This window comes from Thermohalobacter berrensis, assembly GCF_003609645.1.
In the GTDB taxonomy this organism is placed as follows: Bacteria; Bacillota; Clostridia; order Tissierellales; family Thermohalobacteraceae; genus Thermohalobacter; species Thermohalobacter berrensis.
This window is the reverse complement of sequence record NZ_MCIB01000039.1, coordinates 18,304-42,239: the sequence shown is the minus strand read 5'-3', so window position 1 is coordinate 42,239 and position 23,936 is coordinate 18,304. Positions and strand designations below refer to the sequence as shown.

The window sequence follows — 23,936 nt, the reverse complement described above, 5'->3', positions numbered from 1 at the left end:
AAAAAGGAGGTAAAAGTAAATATGTCCTATAATACAATAATTGGACTTGAGATACATGCTGAGCTTATGACAAAATCGAAGATATTCTGTGATTGTTCAACAGAATTTGGTGGAGAAGTAAATACACATTGCTGTCCTATATGCTTAGGCCTTCCTGGGACACTTCCTGTTTTAAATAAAAAGGTTGTTGAGTATGGAATGAAGGCAGGTTTGGCTTTAAATTGTAATATATCTGAGAAAACAAAAATGGATAGAAAAAATTATTTCTATCCAGACTTAGTAAAGGGATATCAGATATCTCAATATGATATGCCTTTATGTAAAGAAGGTTATGTTGAAATAGAGACAGAAAAGGGAAAGAAAAAAATAAGAATAAGAAGAGTACATATTGAGGAGGATACTGGTAAATCGATCCACTCAATAGATGGAGGCTCACTACTTGACTATAACAGAAGTGGAGTTCCGTTAATAGAGATAGTTACAGAACCTGATATGAACTCTCCAGAAGAGGCTAAAATGTTTTTAGACAAACTAAAATCAATATTACAATATATTGAAGTATCTGACTGTAAAATGGAAGAAGGTTCATTAAGGGTTGATATAAATATAAATGTTGTAGATGAAGAAAAGGGTTCAAAAACTACAATAACTGAATTAAAGAATTTAAACTCCTTTAAAGCTGCTGTAAAGGCTATGGAATATGAAGAAAAAAGACATAAAAAACTATTAGAAGAGGGTAAAGATACTAGAAGAGAGACAAGAAGATGGGATGAGTCTAAAAATGAAACAATAGTAATGAGGGTAAAGGAAAATGTTGAGGATTATAGATATTTTCCAGAGCCTGATATTGTGGAATTAGAAATAGATAGAGAATGGGTTGAAAATATTAGAGAAAACTTACCAGAATTACCTCATGTAAAAAAAGAGAGGTTTATAAAAGAGTATGGATTACCTGAATATGATGCAGAAGTCATTACATCTTCTAGGGCTTTAGCAAACTTTTATGAAGAGACTAATAATTATGCTAAAGATCCAAAACAAATAAGTAACTGGATAATGGGAGATGTGTTAAGAAGACTTAATGAAGAAGAAATGGAAATAGAGGATATTAAATTTACTCCTAAAGATTTAGCAGACTTACTAAAGCTAATAAATGAAGGAAAAATTAATAATAAAATAGGTAAAAAAGTATTAAGGACAATGTTTGAAGAAGGAAAGGATCCAAATACTATAGTTAAGGAAAAAGGATTAATACAGATAACAGACGAAAATAAATTAAGAGAAATAGTAGAAAATGTAATAGCTGAAAATGAACAGTCTGTAATTGATTATAGAAATGGAAAGGATAGGGCTTTAGGATACTTAGTTGGACAGGTAATGAAGGCCACAAGGGGTAAAGCAAATCCACAAATGGTAAATAAATTAATATTAGAGATGATTAAAGAATAGGTGGGTATATCTCACCTATTCTTTTGCAATTTTTATTTAACCTTTTTGCAATTTAAATACAATTTTTAACATAGTAACTATAATTTTTTCAAAACTTTAATAATTACTTGGAATAAATTTTTAAATTATAAACATAAAAATAGATTAATAAATATAAACAAAAAACTATAATCAAGTAAAAAAGAAGTAAATTAAATCTAAATATAATGAATTATAAAATAGCTTAAAATTACAAAAAAGGTCCATATAACTAAAAAAATTGATTATGTAAATCATGTGTAAAAAAATATTAAAAAAAGTTAATAAAGCCCTTATTTTAGCTATTTACATCAACCTATTGATTGTTAGACAATCTAAATAATCTAAAATCTTGAAAAAAGTAATAAAGTCCTATATATTATAATAGAAGTATTTTAAACATTTATTTTTTTAGTATATTTATCCACACCTTGTCATATGAAATAACATAATTTTCTGTAAATTGATTTTAATTGATTAACTTTTGCAATAGGATTGGGAAAGAAATTATCGGGAGGTGGAAAACTGGTAAAAAATTAATTATCTACTTTAATTTGACCGAAAATTCTAAAATATTACAATCGGAGGTGTGAAAGAATGGGAAAATATATAACTAAAAGGCTTATTTATATGGTTATAAGTATATGGCTTATTGCCACAGTTACATTCTTTTTAATGCATGCTATACCTGGAGACCCTTTTACAGATTCTAAAAAACTTCCCCCAGAAATTATGGAAAACTTAAAGCGTAAATATAATTTGGACAAACCACTTATTGTTCAATACTTCCTATATCTTAAAAATTTAGCTAAGGGAGATTTAGGAATATCATTAAGGTATAAAAACAGGACAGTAAACGGAATATTATTTTCAGCTTTTCCTAATTCGGCAAAATTAGGATTGGCAGCAGTAGGAGTTGGTGTTACTCTGGGATTAACTCTGGGAATAATAGCCGCCTTAAACAATAAAGGCTTCTTTGACTATTTTGCAATATTAGTAGCAGTTATAGGTGTATCTGTACCTAGTTTCGTTCTTGCCGGAATGTTCCAGTATTGGTTTGGTGTTCAACTTGAAATTTTACCTGTTGCAGGTTGGGGAAAACTTAAATTTATGATATTACCCGTCTTTGCTCTTGGTTTTAGACTTATAGCATTCCAGGCTAGATTAATGAGAACAAACATGATTGAAATTATGGGTCAAGACTACATTAAAACTGCAAAGGCTAAAGGATTATCTAAGCCTGCTATAGTAGTAAAACACGTTATCAGAAATGCAATCCTACCTGTAATAACAGTTCTTGGTCCTTTAACAGCAGCAATTATGACTGGTTCATTCGTAATAGAAAGTATATTTGGTATTCCAGGAATGGGTAAATATTTCGTTGATGCGATTAATCAACGTGACTATACATTAATACTTGGTACAACATTATTCTATGCAACATTACTAATTATGATGGTATTTGTAGTTGATATACTTTACGGAATAGTAGATCCAAGAATAAGAATAGATGAGTAAGGAGGGAAGATTAGATGGCAGAATTAAGCAGAGAAAAGTTTGAGATTGTAGGGAAAAGTATAAAAGAATCACAAGCTGTTGTTAGGCCTAGTATGACATATTGGCAAGATGCTTGGAGAAGGCTGAAAGCAAACAAATTAGCAATTGCTTCTCTTATAATATTAGGTATTATGATTTTTATGTCTTTGGCTGGTCCTTATATGAGACCATATAAATTTGATGAAGGTGATCTGTTACTTATGAACCAAACACCTAGCAGTGAGTACTGGTTTGGTACAGATGAATTAGGAAGAAGTTTATTTGTTAGATGTTGGGTAGGAGCAAGAATTTCCATATTTATCGGAGTAGTTGTTGCATTATTAAACTTTACAATAGGAGTTATTTATGGAGGTATTGCAGGTTATCTTGGTGGAAATGTAGACAATATAATGATGCGTATTGTTGATATATTATTCTCAATTCCATTCTTACTATGGGTAATTATGCTTATGGTTGTTATGGAAAGAGGATTAGGAACTATAATTATAGCTATGGCAATAGCCGGCTGGGGAGGTACAGCACGTCTAGTACGTGGTCAGGTACTCCAATTAAAAGAAATGGAATTTGTTATGGCAGCTAAAACTTTAGGTGCTGACGCAAAAAGAATTATATTAAGACACCTTATTCCAAATACAATGGGAGTAATTATTGTTAACTTAACTTTTGCTATCCCGACTGCTATATTTACTGAGGCTTTCCTAAGCTTTATAGGTCTAGGAATTCCAGTGCCTTATGCAAGTCTTGGATCATTATCTAGGGATGGTATACGTATGCTTCTAGTACATCCATACCAGTTATTCTTCCCATCACTGATAATAAGTATTCTGATGCTAGCATTCAACTTATTTGGTGATGGTTTAAGAGATGCTCTAGATCCAAGACTAAGACAGTAAGGAGGGTAATAATAATGGTTGATAAAAATAGAGTTCTATTAGAAGTTAATAATTTAAAGGTGTCTTTTGACACTTACGCAGGTGAAGTACAAGCAGTTAGAGGAGTTACTTTCCATGTAAATAAAGGAGAAACATTAGCTATAGTTGGAGAATCTGGATGTGGTAAGTCAGTAACATCTCAGTCAATTATGAAGCTAATACCAATGCCACCGGGAAGAATTAAAGAAGGTTCTATAAAATTTGATGGAAGAGAATTAACTAAGCTTACAGATAAACAGATGGAATCAGTACGTGGTAGTGAAATAGGTATGATTTTTCAGGACCCAATGACATCATTAAACCCAACTATGAAAGTTGGTAAGCAGATAATGGAAGGCCTTATTAAACACCAAAAATTGAACAAAAAAGAGGCTAAAGAAAAGGCTATAGAAATGCTTAAGCTTGTTGGAATACCAACTCCAGAAAAGAGGGTAGACCAATATCCTCATGAATTTAGTGGTGGTATGAGACAAAGGGCTATGATAGCTATAGCTTTGGCATGTAATCCAAAGCTATTAATAGCCGATGAGCCAACTACTGCACTTGATGTTACTATTCAGGCTCAGATTCTTGATTTAATGAGAGATCTACAAGAGAAACTTGATACTGCAATTATACTAATTACCCATGACCTTGGAGTTGTTGCAGATATTGCTAATAGAGTAGCAGTAATGTATGCTGGAGTTATTGTAGAAACTGGAACCCTTGATGAAATATTCTATAATCCACAACATCCATATACATGGGGATTATTACAATCAGTTCCAAGACTAGATACTAAAAATAAAGAAAGATTAGTACCAATTGAAGGTACACCACCAGATTTATTTTCACCACCAAAAGGATGTCCATTTGCCGCTAGATGTGAACATGCTATGAGAATATGTAAAGAAGAATTCCCAGAAAAAACACAAGTTAGCGATAACCATTATGTACACTGTTGGTTACAGCATGAAATGGCTCCAAAAGTAGAGAACCCAGTAGCAGAGAGGAGGGAAGGCTAGTGGCAACAAAAGATTTATCAAATGCAAAAGATCTTATTCAAGTTAAAAACCTAAAGAAGTATTTTAATGTTGGGAGAGGTTCTGTCTTAAAGGCAGTTGATGATATATCATTTTCAATTAAAGAGGGAGAGACTTTAGGATTAGTTGGTGAGTCTGGTTGTGGTAAGTCTACTACAGGTAGAACAATAATAAGGCTATATGAGGCAACAGGCGGCGAAGTTATATTTGATGGTATGAATGTTCATAAGTTGAATAAAAAGGAAATGAAGAAATATACAAGGGAAGCACAAATGATTTTCCAAGACCCATATGCCTCCCTTAATCCTCGTATGACTGTTGCTGATATAATTGGAGAAGGAATTGACATTCATGGTCTTTATAAAGGAAAAGAGAGACAAAAAAGAATTTATGAACTACTTGAAATAGTAGGGTTAAATAGAGAACATGCTAATAGATTCCCACACGAGTTTAGTGGTGGTCAGAGACAGCGTATAGGTATAGCAAGGGCATTAGCCATAGAGCCTAAATTTATCGTGTGTGATGAGCCGATTTCTGCCCTTGATGTGTCTATTCAGGCTCAGGTAGTTAACCTTCTTATAGACCTACAAAAAGAGTTTGGATTAACTTATTTATTCATTGCCCATGACTTAAGTATGGTTAAGCATATATCAGATAGAATTGCTGTTATGTACCTTGGATCAATTATGGAATTAACAGAAAGTCATGAACTATATGAAAATCCACTTCATCCTTACACTAAGGCATTATTATCAGCTATACCAATTCCAGATCCTGAGGTAGAAAGAAACAGAAAGAGAATTATACTAGAAGGGGATGTACCAAGTCCTATAGACCCACCTCCAGGCTGTAAGTTCCAGTCTAGGTGTAATATGTGTGATGATATATGTAGAAAGGAAACACCTAAATTAAAAGAAGTTAAGCCTGGACATTTTGTAGCATGTCATAAAGTAAAATAATTAATATAAAATATTAAGTTTTTGAAACAATTATGTTAAAAAGCTAATGGATTATAATCCGTTAGCTTTTTTTGTTTAGTTAATAATTTAATCCTTGTTTTTATTTATTCTTGAAAATAGTAATAAATTAAAAAAATATAGCGTATCTTAGTAATAAATAAATATAGTAAGGTATATAAAAAGGTAACAAAAACTAAAAGCCATTTTTTAACTTGACATCCTATTAATAATAATTTATACTTTTATTAAATCCTCGTAACAAATAAATTACACACAATTAATAAAGACTTAGAAAAATTAATACGTTTTAAAAGTTATTAATAACTTTTATATTATCTTGTAATATTTTAGATTGTTCTAAATCTAAAATAAAATTTTTTTGACTTTTTACTTTCTATTGTAAAGGGGGTGCAAAATAAGAATTTAGAATATTTACATTATTAGCAATATTCTAAAAAATCAACGAAGGGGGATTATTAGATGAGAAAAGGTAAATGGCTAGTATTACTACTAGTTTTTGTAATGGTAGCTTCATTAGCATTAACAGGTTGTGGTGGAGGTCAAGGAGAAGATACTCAGCCACAAGATCAGCAAGAGCAAGGTGCTGGTGAAGATACAGATAAACAAGAACAGGGTACAGATGAAGCTAAAGAAGAGCCAAAAGGTGAAAAGTTAGCAGAAGAGCAAGTACTTAGAGTTAACTTAGGTGAAGAACCACCATGCTTAGATCCACAAATTAGTACTGATGCAGTTTCAAGTGAGGTACTACTAGATACATTAGAAGGAATCATAAGAATGGATAATAGTGGTCAAATTAAAAAAGGTTCAGGAATGGCTGAAGATTGGGAAATCAATGAAGAAGGTACAGTATATACATTCCATCTAAGAGATGCTGAGTGGGAAGATGGACAGCCAGTTACAGCCCATGACTTTGAATTTGCATGGAAGAGAGCATTAGCTCCAGAAACTGCTTCAAGTTATGCATTTATAGCATATGACATTAAGAATGCAGAAGAGTATAACACAGGAAAAATAAAAGATCCTGATAAGGTAGGAGTTAAGGCATTAGATGATAAGACATTACAAGTTACATTAAAGGCTCCAAACCCAGCATTTATAAGCAAATTGCAACATAGTACATTCTTACCAGTAAGAGAAGACCTAATAGAAAAATGGGGCGACAAATACGGTTCTGAAGCAGAATATTTTGTAGCATGTGGACCATTTAAGATAACTGAATGGATACATGAACAAAAGCTAGTAATGGAAAAGAATGAAAACTATTGGGATGCAGACGCAGTTAAGCTTGAAAGAATAGAAGCTTTAATGATAGATGATTCTAACACAATGATTAACCTATATGAAACTGGACAATTAGACTATACAGTAGTTCCATCACAATTTATTGACAAGTATAAAGATGAGATTATGCAAGTACCTAGAGCAGCAGTTTACTACTTTAACTTTAATGCTCAAAACGATATTTTCAAGAGTGCTAAGGTAAGAAAGGCATTTGCATTAGCTATAGATAGAGCTAAGATATTAGAGCTTAGAACTAAAGGTATGACACCACCAGCATTTGGATTTGTACCTCCAGGAATACCAGGAGTAGATGGAAAGACATTCAGAGAAATGAATGGAGATTTATTCCAAGACTTAGGTGCTGGAGAAGACATGAAAGAAAAGGTTAATCAATTACTAGATGAAGGATTAGCTGAAGTTGGCAAAACTAGAGAAGACTTAAAAGGACTTAAGTTCTTAACATATAATGGAGATAACAACCTTCAAGTTGCACAAATCTGGCAACAATATTGGAGAGAAAACCTTGGAGTAAATGTTGAAATTGAACAGTCAACATTCAAGATTAAGCTAGACAAAGAAGATAAAGGTAATTACCAATTCTCATTCTCAGGATGGATTGGAGACTACAATGATCCAATGACTTACATGGATATGTGGATTACAAATGGAGAATTTAATGACCCAGGTTGGTCAAATGAAGAATATGATAAGCTAATAGAAAAGGCTCAAACAACAATGGATCCAAAAGAGCGTATGCAAGCAATGTTAGATGCTGAGAAGATATTAATGGAAGAAATGCCTATTTCACCTTACATGTTTGCAGTTGATCGTATAGTACAAAGACCATACGTAAAAGGCATGATAAGACTTCCATTACAAGTTGAAAATGGTAAGAAATATGCGTACATCTTAGAACATTAAAATTAAAACCCCAGTCAATTTGACTGGGGTTTTTTTATGTATTAAATTCTTTTAATAAAAATCCTAAAAAAATGTAACAAAATTAAAATGGCTATAAAGCTGTAAAAATACAGGTTTGACGCCGATGGAAAAATATTCAACTTACCTATTGTTACCAATTAAAAATAAATTCTTGACAAGATTTTAATAAAAAAATATAATCGATATTAGTTTTTAGAAAATTTCAAAATTTGCAGAAGGGGGAAATTAAATGAGACGTAATAAGTGGATTATTTTGACTCTTGTATTTGTTATGGTAGCATCCATAGCACTAACTGGATGTGGTGGTCAAGATACTCAAGAACCACAACCAGGTGAAAATACTGGAGAAAACCAAGAACAAAATCAAGAACAAAACAATGATGCAACTGAAAAGTTAGCAGAAGAGCAAGTACTTAGAGTTAACTTAGCTGAAGAACCACCATGTTTAGACCCACAATTAAGCCAAGATGCAGTTTCAAGTGAGGTACTACTAGATACATTAGAAGGAATTATAAGAATGGACAATGATGGCCAAATTAAAAAAGGTTCAGGAATGGCTAAAGATTGGGAAATCAGCGAAGATGGTACAGTATATACATTCCATTTAAGAGATGCTAAATGGGAAGATGGACAGCCAGTTACAGCCCATGACTTTGAATTTGCATGGAAGAGAGCATTAGCTCCAGAAACTGCTTCACCATATGCGTTTATAGCATATGACATTAAGAATGCAGAAGCGTATAACATAGGAGAAATAGAAGATCCTGATAAGGTAGGAGTTAAGGCATTAGATGATAAGACATTACAAGTTACATTAAAGGCTCCAAACCCAGCATTTATAAGCAAATTACAACATAGTACATTCTTACCAGTAAGAAAAGATTTAGTAGAAAAATGGGGCGATAAATATGGTTCTGAAGCAGAATACTTTGTAGCAAGTGGACCATTCAAGATAACTGAATGGATACATGAACAAAAGCTAGTAATGGAAAAGAATGAAAACTATTGGGATGCAGACTCAGTTAAGCTTGAAAGAATAGAAGCTTCAATGATAAAGGATTCAAACACAAGAATTAACTTATACGAAACAGGACAATTAGATTACATTGAAGTACCAACACAATTTATTGACAAGTATAAAGATGAAATAGTTCAAGTACCAAAGGCAGCAACTTTCTACTTCAAGTTTAATGTTAAAAATGAGTTCTTCAAAAATGCTAAAATAAGAAAAGCATTTGCAATGGCTGTAGATAGAAAGAAAATACTTGATTTAAGAACTAAAGGAACAACACCACCAGCATTTGGATTTGTACCTCCAGGAATACCAGGAGTAGATGGAAAGACATTCAGAGAAATGAATGGAGATCTATTCCAAGACTTAGGTGCTGGAGAAGACATGAAGGAAAAGGCTAATCAATTACTAGATGAAGGATTAGCTGAAATAGGAAAAACTAGAGAAGACTTAAATGGAGTTAAGTTCCTAACATTTAATGGAGATAATAACCTTCAAAATGCACAAATCTGGCAGCAACATTGGAAAGAGGTACTTGGTGTAGATGTTGAAATTGAACAGTCAACATTTAAGATTAAGATAGATAGAGAAAATAAAGGTGATTATGCTTTCGCATTCTCAGGATGGATTGGAGACTACAACGATGCAATGACATTTATGGATATGTGGATTACAGATGGTTCTGTAAATGATGCCTTCTGGTCAAATGAAGAATATGATAAGTTAATAGAAAAGGCTCAAACAACAATGGATCCAAAAGAGCGTATGCAAGCAATGTTAGATGCTGAGAAGATATTATTAGAAGAAATGCCTATAGCACCATATATGTATGATGTTTCACTTATACTACAAAGACCATACGTAAAAGGCATGATAAGACTTCCATTACAAGTTGAAAATGGTAAGAAATATGCATACATCTTAGAACATTAAGATTAAAACCCCAGTCAAATTGACTGGGGTTTTAATTATTTTTTGTTTTTTAATTTGTTTCCATTAGCTTTGTTCTTATATTTATAATAGGGACAATTATTATGGGTTAAGCCCGATGAATTTGCAGCATAAGTTAATGTACATAAACCATCAATCTGATAGAGGCAATCCTCGGAGCAATTAATATTTATTATTGTGTTCACCTCCTGAATTAAGTACGATAAAAAATATGCTACAAAAAACAATTCTTTATAAATATTTTGTCCATTTTTAAATTGTATTATTTTAAATATTTTTTTAGAATAAATTCCCTTCAAAACAGTTAATAATAAAGATGACTTCTTAAATGGAGATGGTAATTATGTTATTTTCAGACTACACACAAACAGGATACATATATCATATAGTGCCAATTACAGACCTTAATAAGACCCTTAATAGAGGGATTAAATATGATGATAAAAACACCTATGTAACTAAGTATTTACAGTTCCATAGGTTTATAGATAAATATAAGCCTATTTATATACCAGATTGGGTTATTAGAGAAAAGGCTATATTTGGTAGCATGAACTTCTCAAGCAACCATTACTTTCACTCCCACAGTGCTTTACTTGCTGTGAAAATTAACCCTAAAAAGTGTTGGATTGCAAATGAAAACTTAGCAAATTGCTTATATGAACCATATATACTAAAGAACATTGAAGAGTTTAAAGAAGCAGAGGAATATATTAAAAAAAATGGTGAAAAAATTATTCAAAGATATTGGGAAACATCCCTAAGCTTTACAGATAATTTAGAAAAAAGAAAGGACAAAAACAAAGGATATGATGCAGAGGTTTTAATTTTTCACGATATATTACCTAAAGATATCAAGTTATTGTCAATAGTTTCAGACCATAAAATAATGTCAGTTGAAGAATGGAAAAGGTTTTTCACTACGAAAAAACTATAGTTTTTGATAGAATATTAAATGTGTAATTGTTTTTGATAATTATTTTTCTATGTTGGGAGTTGGTAGGATGGAAATAGGAAAATTACCAAATGATTTACTAGAAAAACTAGTTTTCTCAAATATAAAAAATAAAAGGGAAGAAGTATTGGAAAGGGCAGGTATAGGTAGAGACTGTGCAGTATTAGACTTTGGAAAGGATGTCTGCGTAACTTCAACTGACCCTATAACTGGTGCAAGTAAAAATATAGGTAGTATAGCAGTACATATATCATGTAATGATGTTGCCTCAAATGGTGCAGAGCCTATAGGACTTCTTATGACAATACTAGCACCTAAAGATACAACTGAAAAAGATATTGAAATTATAATGGATGAAGCAGGAGAAACAGCCTCTAAGCTGAATGTTGAAATTATAGGAGGTCATACTGAAATAACAGATGCAGTAAATAAGATTGTTGTAACAACTACGGTTATAGGTAAGAAGGCTAAAGAAAAAGTTATTCCATTAGATAATATAAAGCCAAAGGATAAAGTACTAATTACCAAAGTAGCAGCCCTAGAAGGAACAGGTATAATTGCAAATGAATTGGAATATAAACTTCAAGGAAAAATTTCTAAAAAATTAATAGAAAATGGGAAAAAACTTTTAAATAGTATTAGTGTTGTTAAAGAAGGAATAATTTGTGGAAATATTGGAGTACCATATATGCATGATATTACAGAGGGAGGAGTATTAGGAGCAGTATGGGAGGCGGCAAAGGCAATAGGTAAGGGAATAAGGATAAAAAAGAATAGTATTCCTATTTTAGATTCAACAAAAGAAATATGTAAGTTCTTTAATATAGACCCATTAAAACTTATATCAAGCGGAAGTATGCTTATAATAGCTCCTGATGAAAAGGTTAATATTATAGAAGAAAGACTAAATAAAGAAGGAATTAATATTTCAGTTATTGGAGAAGTAATAGAAGAGGGTATCATAATGGAAAATGATGGACAAATAGTTGAAATAGGACAACCAGAAAGTGATGAGTTATATAAAGTTGTTTAAAAATTTTTTGTTCACAGATGAATAAATTGGCATTAATAGCTAAAGGTGGCCATTTTGGCCACTTTTTACATTAAAGAAATATTACTAAAATTAAATTATCATTACAAATTCTAATATTAATTGACATTAGCTTTTTAATAATGGTATAAATAAAAATGTGAATATCAAATTATGTCATATTTTTTCACCAATTGTCAGAGATGGTTTATAAGGGGGCTTAATAAATGAAGAGATTAGTTGCATTAAGTATTATTTTAGTAATGATACTAGGAGTAGTACATATTTCATATGCTGAATATGAACCTGAGTTGGTAGATGTAAGGGTTGATGGAGATACAGTAAAATTAAAGAAAATAAATGTATTAATTAATGGAGAACCTATAGACTCGGATGTACCCCCTGTTTTATATGATAATAGAACTTTAGTTCCAATAAGATTTGTTGCTAATCACTTGATGGCAGATATTAGTTGGAATCAAGAAAATAGAGAGGCAACAATAAAAACTTCAGATAAAGAAATAATATTAAAAATAGATAGTTCTACTGTAAAAATAAACGGGGAAGAAAAGGAACTTCCATATGGAGTACCAGCTAAACTTATAAGTGATAGAACTATGGTACCTTTAAGGTTTGTATCAGAGGCACTAGGTTTTAAGGTAGGATGGATTCCAGAAACTTGGACAGGAACTATTGATTATAATGAACAAGAGATTACCAACATTTTAGTTGATTTAAAGGGGTCCATGCCTAAAATTATTGTAGAAACTACAGGTATGGTAAATTATAATTCTATTTATCTTGAGGATCCATATAGACTTGTTGTTGATATACCTAAGACTAAACTTAATATAGAAAACGAAAATATAATTGAGTCTAATGGCGTTGTTGAGATAGATATAGATGAATACCCTATTAAAGAAGTTAGGACTTCACAATTTTCAACAGACCCAAATACAACAAGAGTCGTAGTAGAACTAGACAAGCTAGTAGAACATAAAATAAAGTATATTAACGATAAAAAACTTGAAATATCATTTTTAAATAAAGTTGAAGATATAGAACTTGAGAAGGTAGATAGAAAAGATGCTATTGTAATTAATACATCTAAGGTTCCAGATTATAATGTATTAAGACTTTCCAATCCTGATAGAATAGTGTTAGATTTAATGGATTCAATACTGGCCACAGAAAAAAATAAATATGATGTAGAAACTGAATATTTAAAAGGAATAAGAACATCACAGTTTATGCCTGATGGTTTATACAGTAATAAGGAAAAAATAGTACGAATAGTGTTAGATATAAAAGAAAAAGAAGAAAAACCAAATTTAATTGCAGAGTTTGATAAAGATAAAATAATCCTTTTTGTTGATGATAAAGTTTTAGATGAAATGGATTATGATGTTGAAGACTTAGAAGCTAATCTAGAGATTGATGCTACACGCAGGACAAGCTATGATGTAGAATATAATGAAGATAAAAGAATAATAACAGTAAAACTACCTGATAGAAGAACGAGGATTGAAGATGGATTATTAGTAATAAATGATGACTTCATAAATAATATTAAAGTAGAGGAAATTGATGATGATAAAGTTATAAAAATAAAGCTTCAAAAAAATGTAAAATATGAGATTGAGTCTAGAGATAGAGATGATGAAGTAGAATTTAGTTTTGTTAAAGAGAAGATTGAAGAAAAAGAAGAAGATAGTAAGTATAGTGATAAAGTAATAGTTATTGACCCTGGACATGGTGGAAAAGACCCAGGTACCCATGGTTATGTAACAAAGGTTAAAGAGAAATATCTAAATTTAAAAGTTGCACTAAAATTAAACGAAAAATTAAAAGAATTAGGATTTAAAACAGTACTTACAAGAGAAAGTGATAAGTTTGTAGATCTTTATGAAAGGGCAGATATTGCAAATGCCGCAGATGGAGATTTGTTTGTGAGTATTCACTTTAATGCACATCCTAAAAGGGATGTTTCTGGAATTCAAACATTCTATTGTCCAGCATATGAAAGTGAATTAAAGACAGAAGATAACTTCCCATTTGCAGAGGCTATACACCTTGCACTACTAGAAGAACTAAAAAGAGAGGATAGGGATATAATAAGGAAACCAGAGTTTGTAGTAGTAAGGGAAACTAAAATGCCAGCTGTATTAGTTGAGTTAGGCTTTTTAACCAATGAAGAAGAGGAAATGCTAGCTGTAACAGACAGTTATCAAGATAGAGCAGCACAAGCTATCGTAAATGGTATAATAAAATACCTTGAAAGCAAAGAAAAATAGAAAAATTAGCATAGACCCTCCCTGTATTTAATATAATTTAGTAACAGAAAATATGGGGAGGGTAGTTTATGTATATAAAAAGAATTTTAGTATTAATGCTTGTCATAATTTTAGGAATTACGATGTATGGCTGTAAAGCAGTAGATGTCATGAAAGACTTAGTATCAAATGAAGAAGAACCAGAAGTAGAAATAATTAGGAGTGATGTGGAGGAAGATATAGAAATATCGAATGAGGTTAAAGTAAGGGATACTGTATTATATTTCCAAAATGAAAATGGATATCTTATTCCTGTTAAAAGACAAATACCATGGGAAACAGGAATAGCTAAAGCTGCATTGAGAAATATGATTGACAGTCCTATCTTAAGAGAGGATTTAGGTGCAATTGGGCTTTCTCCAATTATACCAGCTGGTACTCAAATCAGAGGTATGGCTATTCATGAAGATACAGGTTTATGTAAGGTAGATTTTACAGAAGATATATTAAACTATGAATCTCAAAAAGATGAAGAAAATCTAGTTAGAGGTATTGTATATACTTTAACTGAGTTTCCAGCAGTAAGTAAGGTACAATTTATGATAGAGGGAAAAATAGTTGATAAGTTAAAGTATGGTACTGATGTAAGTAAACCTTTAAATAGAGAAGATATAAACCTTATGAGTGCACAAGGAGATTATAATTCAAAGGTAGTTGTTTACTATAAAGGAACTTCAAATGGTGAATATGAATACTACGTTCCAGTTACTATACCAACATCAGCACCACAAGCAAATGTTTTAACTGCACTTAAAGAATTATTTAAAGGTGCTCCAGCTTCATCGGGTCTATATACTGATATACCTGACACTGTACAACTTCAAGGAGTAGAGGTTAGTGATGGAATAGCTTACATAGATTTATCAGTTTCTTCTATTGATTCAATAGCAAGTGAACCTGTGTTTAATAGTATGGTTAGCAATATAGGATTAACACTAAGACAATTTGAAGAAATTGAAGATATTGAAATATTAATTGATGGTAAAACTGCTGCAGAAGCTGGAATAGAATTTGGAGAACCTGAAGGTATCCCTGTATTTGCAAATGAATATTAGAATAATAGATAATTGTTAATTTAAACTATAAGGCACATTTAATGTGCCTTTTTATTTTGTTGGAAGTAACAGAGTAATAAAAGCAATTGACAATTAGAAAAAATAATAGTTATTAGTGGGTGGTAGTTAGTAAAGTACAGTTGTTAGCGCTTGGTTCCTAGTTCCTAGACAAAAAATTTTAGTTTTGCTAAGAGCTGAAATCAAAGAGCTAGGAACTGCTTTTAATAGCAAGAACTTAGTACAATTGTTTTTAATCAATAATCTTCATAGCATTACTAAAACCCAACCACTATACACTAACCACCAAAAACTGCATTTATAGTAACGGACCTCGAAGCCTTATTTCTCAGGTCAAGTAACGGTCCTCGTAGGCTAGACTTCATGGCTTAAGTAACGGACAGCGAAGCATTACTCCTTAGATTAAAGTAACGGACGTCTTAGGCTTACTTCCTAGGGAAAGTAACGGACAACAGAGGCTATTTTCTCAGGTTAAGTAACGATCTTCCAAGCATTTACTTCTTAGTCTTTCTTGGTAGAAAAAAATAAAAAGTTTTGATATTATAAGAATAAGTGTGGCAAAATAATATACCAAAACCAGTAGATAGGAGAGATATAATGACTAGAGTAGATGGCAGAAAGTTTGATGAGCTTAGAAAAGTCACTATAACTAGAAATTATTTAAAACACCCTCAAGGTTCTGTACTTATAGAAATGGGAGATACTAAAGTAATATGTACTGCAATGGTAGAAGATAGGGTTCCACCTTTTTTAAAAGGAACAGGAACAGGTTGGGTAACTGCTGAGTATTCTATGTTACCAGGCTCAACTGAAAATAGAAAAATAAGAGCAGCTGCTAAAGGTAGGATAGATGGAAGAAGTCAAGAAATACAAAGGCTTATAGGAAGGTCTTTAAGGTCTGTTGTTAATTTAGAAGACCTAGGAGAAAGAACTATTTGGGTTGATTGTGATGTTATTCAGGCAGATGGAGGTACAAGAACTGCAGCAATAACTGGTGGGTTCGTAGCTTTAGTTGATGCTCTTTATAAGTTATATAGTGAAGGTGAAATAGATTATATGCCTGTAAAAAGCTTTCTTTCAGCTATTAGTGTAGGTGTAGTAGATGAGAATAGGTTATTAGATCTTTGTTATGCAGAAGATTCTAAAGCTAAGGTAGATATGAATGTAATAATGACTGATAAGGAAGAGTTTGTAGAATTACAAGGGACTGGAGAAGAAGCACCTTTCTCAAGGGAAGATTTAGTAGAGCTTATAAGATTAGCCGAAAAGGGAAACAGAGAACTTACAAAAACTCAGAGAGATGTATTAGGAGAGATTGCTGATTTAGTGGGTATGGAAAAACCTAATAAGGAAGAACCTGATAAAGGAGAAGAGGAAAATGAAGAATAAGAAAAATTTAATAGTTTCTAGTGGTAATCCCCATAAAATAGAGGAAATAAAAAGTATATTAAAGGACTTACCATTTAATATCCTTTCAAAGGATGAAGTAGGCCTTAAAGATTTAGAAGTAGTGGAAGATGGTGAAACTTTAAAGGAAAATGCCCTTAAAAAAGCTTTAGAGGTATCAAAAAAAGTTGAAGGTATAGTTATTGCTGATGATACTGGATTATTTGTAGACAAGTTAGATGGAAGGCCTGGGGTTTACTCATCAAGGTATGCGGGAGAAAATGCAACATATAAAAACAATAACGAAAAACTCTTAAAAGAGCTTAAAGATGTTCCTTTAGAAGAGAGAACGGCCAAATTTAAAACTGTAATAGCTGTTGTTTTAGAGGATAAAAATCATATAACTATAACAGGTGAATGTAGTGGAAAGATAGGCTTTACTCCTGAGGGAGAGGATGGATTTGGATATGATCCATTGTTTATAGTAGATGGATATAATAAAACTTTTGCAGAATTAGGTGATGATATAAAAAATAAGATTAGCCATAGGGCAGATGCTTTGAAAAAACTAAGGGAAGCACTAAAGAATATAATAGAGGATGATAGGAATGAAAATACTAGTAGTAAGTGACACCCATGGTGATATACATAAATGCACAGAAATACTAGAAAAGGAAAAGAGTGTTGATTTGTTTATTCATTTAGGAGACTATACTAAGGATGTTAATCAAATAAAGGAAAAATTTAATATAACTATATTAAATGTTAGAGGGAACTGTGATTATCTAGATTATAATACTCCTGAGGAAGAAATAATAAAAGTAAATGGAAAGAGAATATTATTGACCCATGGACACAGATATGGTGTTAAAAGGGGTCTTCAGAATTTATATTATAGAAGCAAAGAATTAGAACTTGATGCAGTCTTTTTTGGACATACCCATATTCCTACATTAAGGAATTTCGATAACATATTATTTTTTAACCCTGGAAGCATTTCAAGGCCAAGAGGTAGAAACCTTGACAAAACATATGGGTTAATTACGATAGAAGATAATATAAAGCCAAATATAATAAAAGTAAAGGATTGACCCAAAAAAAGGCAATAAAAAAACTTATAAAAAAGTCTTGACAGTATATGTTTTATGTTGTATAATCTGATATTGTCAGATTGAAAAACGCGGGTGTAGCTCAGTGGTAGAGCCCTGGCCTTCCAAGCCAGTTGCGAGGGTTCGATTCCCTTCACCCGCTCCATTTATGCACCTGTAGCTCAGTTGGATAGAGCAACGGACTTCTAATCCGTGTGTCGGGGGTTCGAATCCTCCCAGGTGCACCATTAAAAACGAGGCGGGTATAGCTCAGGTGGTTAGAGCGCCAGATTGTGGCTCTGGAGGCCACGGGTTCGAGTCCCGTTACTCGCCCCAATATATTATAATATGACCCATTAGCTCAGTTGGTAGAGCACCGGACTTTTAATCCGGGTGTCCTGCGTTCGAGTCGCAGATGGGTCACCACTTGTGCGGGAGTGGCGGAATTGGCAGACGCGCTAGACTTAGGATCTAGTGCCTTATGGCGTGGGGGTTCGAGTCCTCTCTCCCGCACCAATTCCCCTGCGGGAGTAGCTCAGGGGTAGAGCACCACCTTGCCAAGGTGGGGGGCGCGGGTTCGAATCCCGTCTCCCGCTCCAATTACCTTACTAAAGTAAGGAATTTAAAATTAATAATGAAAAATGTAAAATATAGTTTCTTTTTTTGTTTAGAATAAAATTTCAGTATATGTAAATAATATATAAAAGAAATATAAATATAAGGTTTTTATAAGTTGATTTTCAATTTTAAATTTAACATTTTAAATTCTAACGGATTTAGTTTTGCACCTGTAGCTCAGTTGGATAGAGCAACGGACTTCTAATCCGTGTGTCGGGGGTTCGAATCCTCCCAGGTGCACCAACTTAACTATAAACCAATATAATTCAACCTAGAAGTGGTTGGCTTAAAGCCAACTTTTTTGAGTTTTTGCATCATACGACAAAGTTCAACACATACTTTCATCTCCCCTATGCGCCCTTAGCTCAACTGGATAGAGTCGCTGACTTCGAATCAGTTGGTTGGGGGTTCGAGTCCCTCAGGGCGCACCATAGAAAATAACCTTGTAAACACAAGGTTATTTTTTTGTGTTTAAAATTATTACAAAAATGAAAAATACTTGAAGTAAAGGTTAAAAGATGTTACAATTTTTTTGTTAATAAACCTACAAACGTTTTCCCTTAAATTTGAAAGGAGGTTTAATATGAAATCAGTAACTAGTAAAAATTCTAAAAGAAAAGCTGGTATTTTAAATGGATTTTTGGATGGAATTGAAAAAGTAGGTAACAAACTCCCACATCCAATAACACTTTTTGTTATATTTAGTTTAGCAATAATAGTTATTTCAGAGATAGCTCATAGGGCAGGATTATCAGTTGAGTTTCAAATGATTGATAGGGCAACCCTTGAGAGTAAAATGACTACAATTAAAGCTGTTAGTTTAATGAATGCAGAAGGTATTAGATTTATGTTTTCTACAGCAGTTAATAATTTCACCAGTTTTGCTCCTTTAGGAACTGTTTTAGTAGCTATGATAGGGGTTGGTGTAGCAGAAGGAACAGGACTTATTTCTGCTTTATTAAGAAAATTAGTAATAAGTACACCAAAAAGGCTTATTACAGCAGTAGTAGTATTTGCAGGTATTATGTCAAATATAGCTTCTGATGCAGGATATGTTGTTTTAGTGCCATTAGGGGCAATAGTATTTTTAAGTTTTGGAAGACATCCATTAGCAGGACTTGCTGCTGCCTTTGCGGGAGTTTCAGGAGGATTTAGTGCCAATTTATTAATAGGAACAGTAGACCCTCTATTAGGAGGTATATCTACAGAAGCAGCTAAGATTTGGAACCCACAATACATGGTAGACCCAACAGCCAATTGGTATTTCATGGTTGTTTCTACAGTAATAATCACTGCTATTGGAACATGGGTAACAGAAAAAATAATAGAACCAAGATTAGGAGAATATAAGGGAAAACAAAATGAAAAAGTTGATGATTTAACTACTGAAGAGAAAAAAGGATTAAGGTTAGCACTTATTTCAATGATACTTTTCGTTATAATTATGGCATTATTAGTTGTGCCTTCAAATGGAATATTAAGAAATGTTGAAACTGGAAAAATAATAGGACACTCACCTTTTATGGCAGGTTTAGTACCAATAATAATGTTATTCTTCTTAATTCCAGGAATTGCTTACGGTATTGGAGCAAAAACTATTAAAAATGATAAAGATGTAGCTAAAATAATGAGTAAATCATTAGGAACTATGGGAGGCTATCTAGTATTAGCTTTTGTTGCAGCACAATTTGTAAAATACTTTTCTTATACAAACCTAGGAACTATATTAGCAGTTAAAGGTGCTGAATTCTTAAAAGCAACAGGTATGACTGGATTCCCATTAATATTAGGGTTTATAATTGTTTCAGGTTTTATAAACCTGTTTATAGGGTCAGCTTCAGCAAAATGGGCTATTATGGCACCTGTATTTGTTCCTATGCTAATGGCTTTAGGCTATTCACCAGAATTTACACAAGCTGCATATAGGATAGGAGATTCAACGACTAATATTATTACTCCTTTAATGCCTTACTTTGCAGTAATTGTGGCTTTTGCTCAAAAATATGACGAAGATACTGGAATTGGAACATTAATTTCCATGATGTTGCCTTATTCAATGGCATTCATTTTAGCTTGGACAATATTACTATTAATATGGTATGTATTTAACCTACCAATTGGTCCAGAAGCTTTTATACATTACATCCAATAATATAAAAATATAGTTTTATTGCTAACTAAACTATTAAAAAAGGATATAATTAAAAGCCACGGTCAACACCGTGGCTTTTAATTAATCATCATTTCCTAAAAAACCTCCAAGGATTCCGCCGGCTATGCCACCTATATTTCCTCTATTTTCTCCTTTATTACTTGCTATTCCAGAAAAAAGTCTTTCAGATAGTCTAGATAGTGGTAAACTTTGTAGATAAACTTTTCCAGGACCAGTTAACTTAGTAAGAAAAAGTCCTTCCTTCCCAAACAAAGCATTTTTAAATCCACCAATAAATTGGATATCATAGTCTACAGTAGGTGAAAACCCAACAAGACAGCCAGTATCAACCCTTAAGACTTCATTTGCTTTAAGCTCTCTTTCAACTATTGTACCGCCAGCATGAACAAAAGCCATTCCCTTTCCTTCAAGACGTTGAAGTATAAATCCTTCTCTACCGAAAAAACCAGCCCCTATTCGTTTAGTAAATTCCACTTCAATTTCTATGCCATTAGCAGCACATAAAAATGCATCTTTTTGACATATAAACCTACCATTAAAATCTTCTAGCTGAATAGGAATTATGTTACCAGGATAGGGAGCACTGAAAGCCACGTGCTGCTTACCTCTACCTCTGTTCAAGAAAGTTGTTATAAAGAAGCTCTCACCAGTAAGCATTCTCTTAAAACCTTTAAATAAACCTCCATCTGTTGAAGTCTGCATTTCTATGTCATTATCCATATATATCATTGTTCCTGCTTCAGCTCTAACTCCTTCCTGAGGGTCTAATTCTACCTCGACTATTTGCATTTCTTTACCGTAAATTTTGTAATCGATAATATCAGTCATCATTTTCTCTCCCTTCAACAAGTATCACTTATATTTTTATTCTTTACAATGATATTATATCCCTCTTATTATGATGAGAATATGTAGATTTAAATATTGATTTGGGAATATTTTTAAAAGTTAATCCTAGGAGTTTTTTATAACACATAGGAAGTTATAATCAAATAAAAATTGTGGATAAAATATAATTTCCCTTATGTGTTTCAAAAAAGTCAACCTTAAGAATATTCTATTTTAATAGAAAATTTTTTATATTAACAAAAAATTTTTTATAAAAAACATGTTTAATAATATATGGACAGGGTATTAATATAATATCAAAGGGAAAGGTTAATAAATTAAAAACTTATTAATCAAGAACCTTTGAAAAAAGCATTATCAAAAAACTTTACAGGAGTGAAGCTTTTGGATAGTGTAGTAAAGACCTAAGGAACAGTAATTACTAGTCGATGTGAATTGGCAAAGTAAAAACTGTTCCTTAGGTCGTTTTTGTGTAAATATATATTTAAAAAATATATGCACAAGAAAAGCTAGAATCGAAGTTCTACTTCGACTCTAGTTATAGTTATTATTATTATAAACTTTGTGGGCTGCTAAAATCATTTTATAGGAGAGTACAATAATGTTATTTAATATTTGGTCTTTCTTTTCACTAACTGATTGTTGAGAGTAACATATTTGTTTAAGCTCTTGAATCCATTTATCAAAACAAGGTTTATAGATTGAATCAAATCTTTTAATATATTCTTTTGGTATATTTTCTTCTTTAATTTCTTTATTCATATCATTTGTAGACTTTTCTATTAGAGACATTATCTTATAATACAAATGTTCCTTATCTTTTTTGCCGTTAGTAGAAAAAACTTTACTAATCTGCATAGCAACTAACTTCCAATATTTAAATTTTATTCTTAAAAGTTTTTTAATCTCTTTATCTTCAAATGCAGGTATTTGATATCTTATAATATCATCAATTTCTGAAATCTCGTTATTTTGGCTTTTTATACCTAATTTAATGGCAGTGTTTAGTCCGGGAATTTTTATATGGTTCAGTAGAAAGGTAATAAAATTTGATGGTAAAGGAACACCTAATAATGTTAGGTTTTCTAGAATACTAATGGTTTCTGTTACTTGAAGAAAAGCTACTAAAATTTTAGATATTATTTCTGTTTCAAGAAATGTCATTATACCTATCTCTAGTAATCGTACTGTTAATATAGCTGCACCATAGGTGATAGTTTTTTTTACTAGTCGACTTAATCCCTTACTGTTAAAACTTCCATACTTTACAGCAACAGCTATTCCTGTAATAGTATCTAAAATTATTAGGAAAAATAAAATTATATATGAAACATCAATGTTTCCGAAAACACTTTCAATTATTGCAACAAGACTAGATAAAAATGAAATTTTAATAATAGAAGCCTTATCCATACCAATTTCCCCTAAATAAAAATTTATTTTTTATAAGCTAACTTTCTATATTATCTCACTACATAATATGGAGATTAAATAAATTTGTTAATAATCATAATTTAAAACCAATAAACAAAAAAACGTCTGCATTGCAGACGTTTTCAAACCTATAATGTATCTGGATTCTTTTTAAAATAAACCCTTTCACTTTTATCCCTTGCTTCTTTAATAAGATCTTGAATTTCTTTTATCTTAGATTTTATTTTGTTTGTATATTCATGTGGTACATTATAATAAAGATACAAATCTTCAAAATTTCTAGAAGTCTTTGCTATCTCTTGATTCACATTAAGGAATAAGTCAAAAACTCTACTATTTTTTGCATTTTTAAATTGTTCTATATCTATTTTAATTACATCTATTACATCCTTTTCAGTATCAAATGTTCCAGCAGGCTGTGGATATGGCGCAACTCTTTCAAGATAATATTTATTTTTTTTGTTAACATTATATACGTAAGCTACTTCTGTACCAGCTATGTCAAAGGATACATAACACATAAAGGAGTTTATTACATCAACCTTTGCTCCCATTTGAACAAGAACCATTTCATGCCTATTTATTTCAGCAGTCATATACTTCCTCATAGGGCCCCTCCTTTTTTAGAATCTAGCAATTATATGTAGCTAAGTAGTGATAAAGTTATTATAATTATACCATATCTCATGTAAATAATTCTCAACCATATAAAAACTTTAGTAAAATTAAGCTTTATTTAGTTTAAATAATTGTAGCCGGTGTACAAGTTAATATTTTAATTGAATTGAATACTTTGATTATATTTAGAAAAAATTAAAATAATATGATGTTTTGTTATATATACAAAAAGGTG

Annotated in this window: 18 protein-coding genes and 8 tRNA genes; 23 read left to right on the top strand and 3 right to left on the bottom strand. The window is 31.8% G+C overall.

The annotated features are described in order from the left end of the window. Positions 1-21: 21 nt before the first annotated feature. The 23 genes from gatB (at position 22) to BET03_RS12510 (ending at position 20,779) form a co-directional block, all read left to right on the top strand. The gene (gene gatB, locus BET03_RS12620; RefSeq protein ID WP_120170656.1) at positions 22-1,449 is read left to right on the top strand and encodes an Asp-tRNA(Asn)/Glu-tRNA(Gln) amidotransferase subunit GatB; all 1,428 of its coding nucleotides are present in this window, start codon (positions 22-24) and stop codon (positions 1,447-1,449) included. Positions 1,450-2,064: 615 nt separating this feature from the next. Further along, a complete protein-coding gene (locus BET03_RS12615; RefSeq protein WP_120170655.1) occupies positions 2,065-2,985 on the top strand; it encodes an ABC transporter permease in 921 nt (306 codons plus the stop codon). A 14-nt stretch (positions 2,986-2,999) separates the two neighbouring features. Next, on the top strand, positions 3,000-3,917 hold the full coding sequence (locus BET03_RS12610) for an ABC transporter permease (RefSeq protein ID WP_120170654.1): 918 nt from the start codon (positions 3,000-3,002) through the stop codon (positions 3,915-3,917). 14 nt (positions 3,918-3,931) lie between these two features. After that, positions 3,932-4,960, top strand: a complete 1,029-nt coding sequence (locus BET03_RS12605) for an ABC transporter ATP-binding protein (protein WP_120170653.1) — start codon at positions 3,932-3,934, stop codon at positions 4,958-4,960. Next, positions 4,960-5,937, top strand: coding sequence for an ABC transporter ATP-binding protein (locus BET03_RS12600; protein ID WP_120170652.1), 978 nt, complete (start codon positions 4,960-4,962; stop codon positions 5,935-5,937). The genes BET03_RS12605 and BET03_RS12600 overlap by 1 nt, the downstream gene beginning before the upstream one ends. 480 nt (positions 5,938-6,417) lie before the next feature. Further along, positions 6,418-8,160: a peptide ABC transporter substrate-binding protein gene (locus BET03_RS12595; RefSeq protein WP_120170651.1), complete on the top strand. Its 1,743-nt coding sequence runs from the start codon at positions 6,418-6,420 to the stop codon at positions 8,158-8,160. 250 nt (positions 8,161-8,410) lie between these two features. Continuing rightward, complete coding sequence (locus BET03_RS12590; RefSeq protein WP_120170650.1) at positions 8,411-10,126, top strand: peptide ABC transporter substrate-binding protein; 1,716 nt, start codon at positions 8,411-8,413, stop codon at positions 10,124-10,126. 361 nt (positions 10,127-10,487) lie between these two features. After that, on the top strand, positions 10,488-11,081 hold the full coding sequence (locus BET03_RS12585; protein ID WP_120170649.1) for a hypothetical protein: 594 nt from the start codon (positions 10,488-10,490) through the stop codon (positions 11,079-11,081). A 67-nt stretch (positions 11,082-11,148) separates the two neighbouring features. Further along, positions 11,149-12,132 (top strand): AIR synthase family protein, encoded by a 984-nt coding sequence (locus BET03_RS12580; protein ID WP_120170648.1) that lies wholly within the window; start codon positions 11,149-11,151, stop codon positions 12,130-12,132. 224 nt (positions 12,133-12,356) lie between these two features. Further along, entirely contained in the window at positions 12,357-14,423 is a 2,067-nt protein-coding gene (locus BET03_RS12575; RefSeq protein WP_120170647.1) for an N-acetylmuramoyl-L-alanine amidase family protein, read from the top strand. A gap of 68 nt (positions 14,424-14,491) precedes the next feature. Further along, positions 14,492-15,517: a GerMN domain-containing protein gene (locus BET03_RS12570; protein ID WP_120170646.1), complete on the top strand. Its 1,026-nt coding sequence runs from the start codon at positions 14,492-14,494 to the stop codon at positions 15,515-15,517. 615 nt (positions 15,518-16,132) lie between these two features. Then, a complete protein-coding gene (gene rph, locus BET03_RS12565; RefSeq protein WP_120170645.1) occupies positions 16,133-16,924 on the top strand; it encodes a ribonuclease PH in 792 nt (263 codons plus the stop codon). Then, positions 16,914-17,552 carry an XTP/dITP diphosphatase gene (locus BET03_RS12560; RefSeq protein ID WP_120170644.1) on the top strand — a complete coding sequence of 213 codons (639 nt, stop codon included), beginning with the start codon at positions 16,914-16,916 and terminating at the stop codon, positions 17,550-17,552. Before rph ends, BET03_RS12560 begins: the two co-directional genes overlap by 11 nt. After that, complete coding sequence (locus tag BET03_RS12555; RefSeq protein WP_183108859.1) at positions 17,530-18,012, top strand: metallophosphoesterase; 483 nt, start codon at positions 17,530-17,532, stop codon at positions 18,010-18,012. The genes BET03_RS12560 and BET03_RS12555 overlap by 23 nt, the downstream gene beginning before the upstream one ends. A gap of 89 nt (positions 18,013-18,101) precedes the next feature. Next, positions 18,102-18,175, top strand: a tRNA-Gly gene (locus tag BET03_RS12550). 5 nt (positions 18,176-18,180) lie between these two features. Continuing rightward, positions 18,181-18,257: transfer RNA gene (locus BET03_RS12545), tRNA-Arg, on the top strand. 11 nt (positions 18,258-18,268) lie between these two features. Further along, a tRNA-His gene (locus BET03_RS12540) sits at positions 18,269-18,345 on the top strand. Between the two features lie 14 nt (positions 18,346-18,359). Further along, positions 18,360-18,435 (top strand) — tRNA-Lys (locus BET03_RS12535). 5 nt (positions 18,436-18,440) lie between these two features. Further along, positions 18,441-18,525 (top strand) — tRNA-Leu (locus BET03_RS12530). A gap of 8 nt (positions 18,526-18,533) precedes the next feature. Continuing rightward, positions 18,534-18,608: transfer RNA gene (locus tag BET03_RS12525), tRNA-Gly, on the top strand. Positions 18,609-18,793: 185 nt separating this feature from the next. After that, positions 18,794-18,870: transfer RNA gene (locus BET03_RS12520), tRNA-Arg, on the top strand. Positions 18,871-18,981: 111 nt separating this feature from the next. Next, a tRNA-Arg gene (locus BET03_RS12515) sits at positions 18,982-19,058 on the top strand. A gap of 152 nt (positions 19,059-19,210) precedes the next feature. Continuing rightward, positions 19,211-20,779: an AbgT family transporter gene (locus BET03_RS12510; protein WP_120170642.1), complete on the top strand. Its 1,569-nt coding sequence runs from the start codon at positions 19,211-19,213 to the stop codon at positions 20,777-20,779. 81 nt (positions 20,780-20,860) lie between these two features. Here BET03_RS12510 and BET03_RS12505 read toward each other — a convergent pair whose 3' ends face one another. The 3 genes from BET03_RS12505 to BET03_RS12495 form a co-directional block, all read right to left on the bottom strand. Next, positions 20,861-21,628 (bottom strand): TIGR00266 family protein, encoded by a 768-nt coding sequence (locus BET03_RS12505; RefSeq protein ID WP_120170641.1) that lies wholly within the window; start codon positions 21,626-21,628, stop codon positions 20,861-20,863. 555 nt (positions 21,629-22,183) lie between these two features. Next, positions 22,184-23,062: a phage holin family protein gene (locus BET03_RS12500; protein ID WP_120170640.1), complete on the bottom strand. Its 879-nt coding sequence runs from the start codon at positions 23,060-23,062 to the stop codon at positions 22,184-22,186. Positions 23,063-23,211: 149 nt separating this feature from the next. Then, positions 23,212-23,691, bottom strand: coding sequence for a hypothetical protein (locus BET03_RS12495; protein ID WP_120170639.1), 480 nt, complete (start codon positions 23,689-23,691; stop codon positions 23,212-23,214). Positions 23,692-23,936 lie beyond the last annotated feature (245 nt).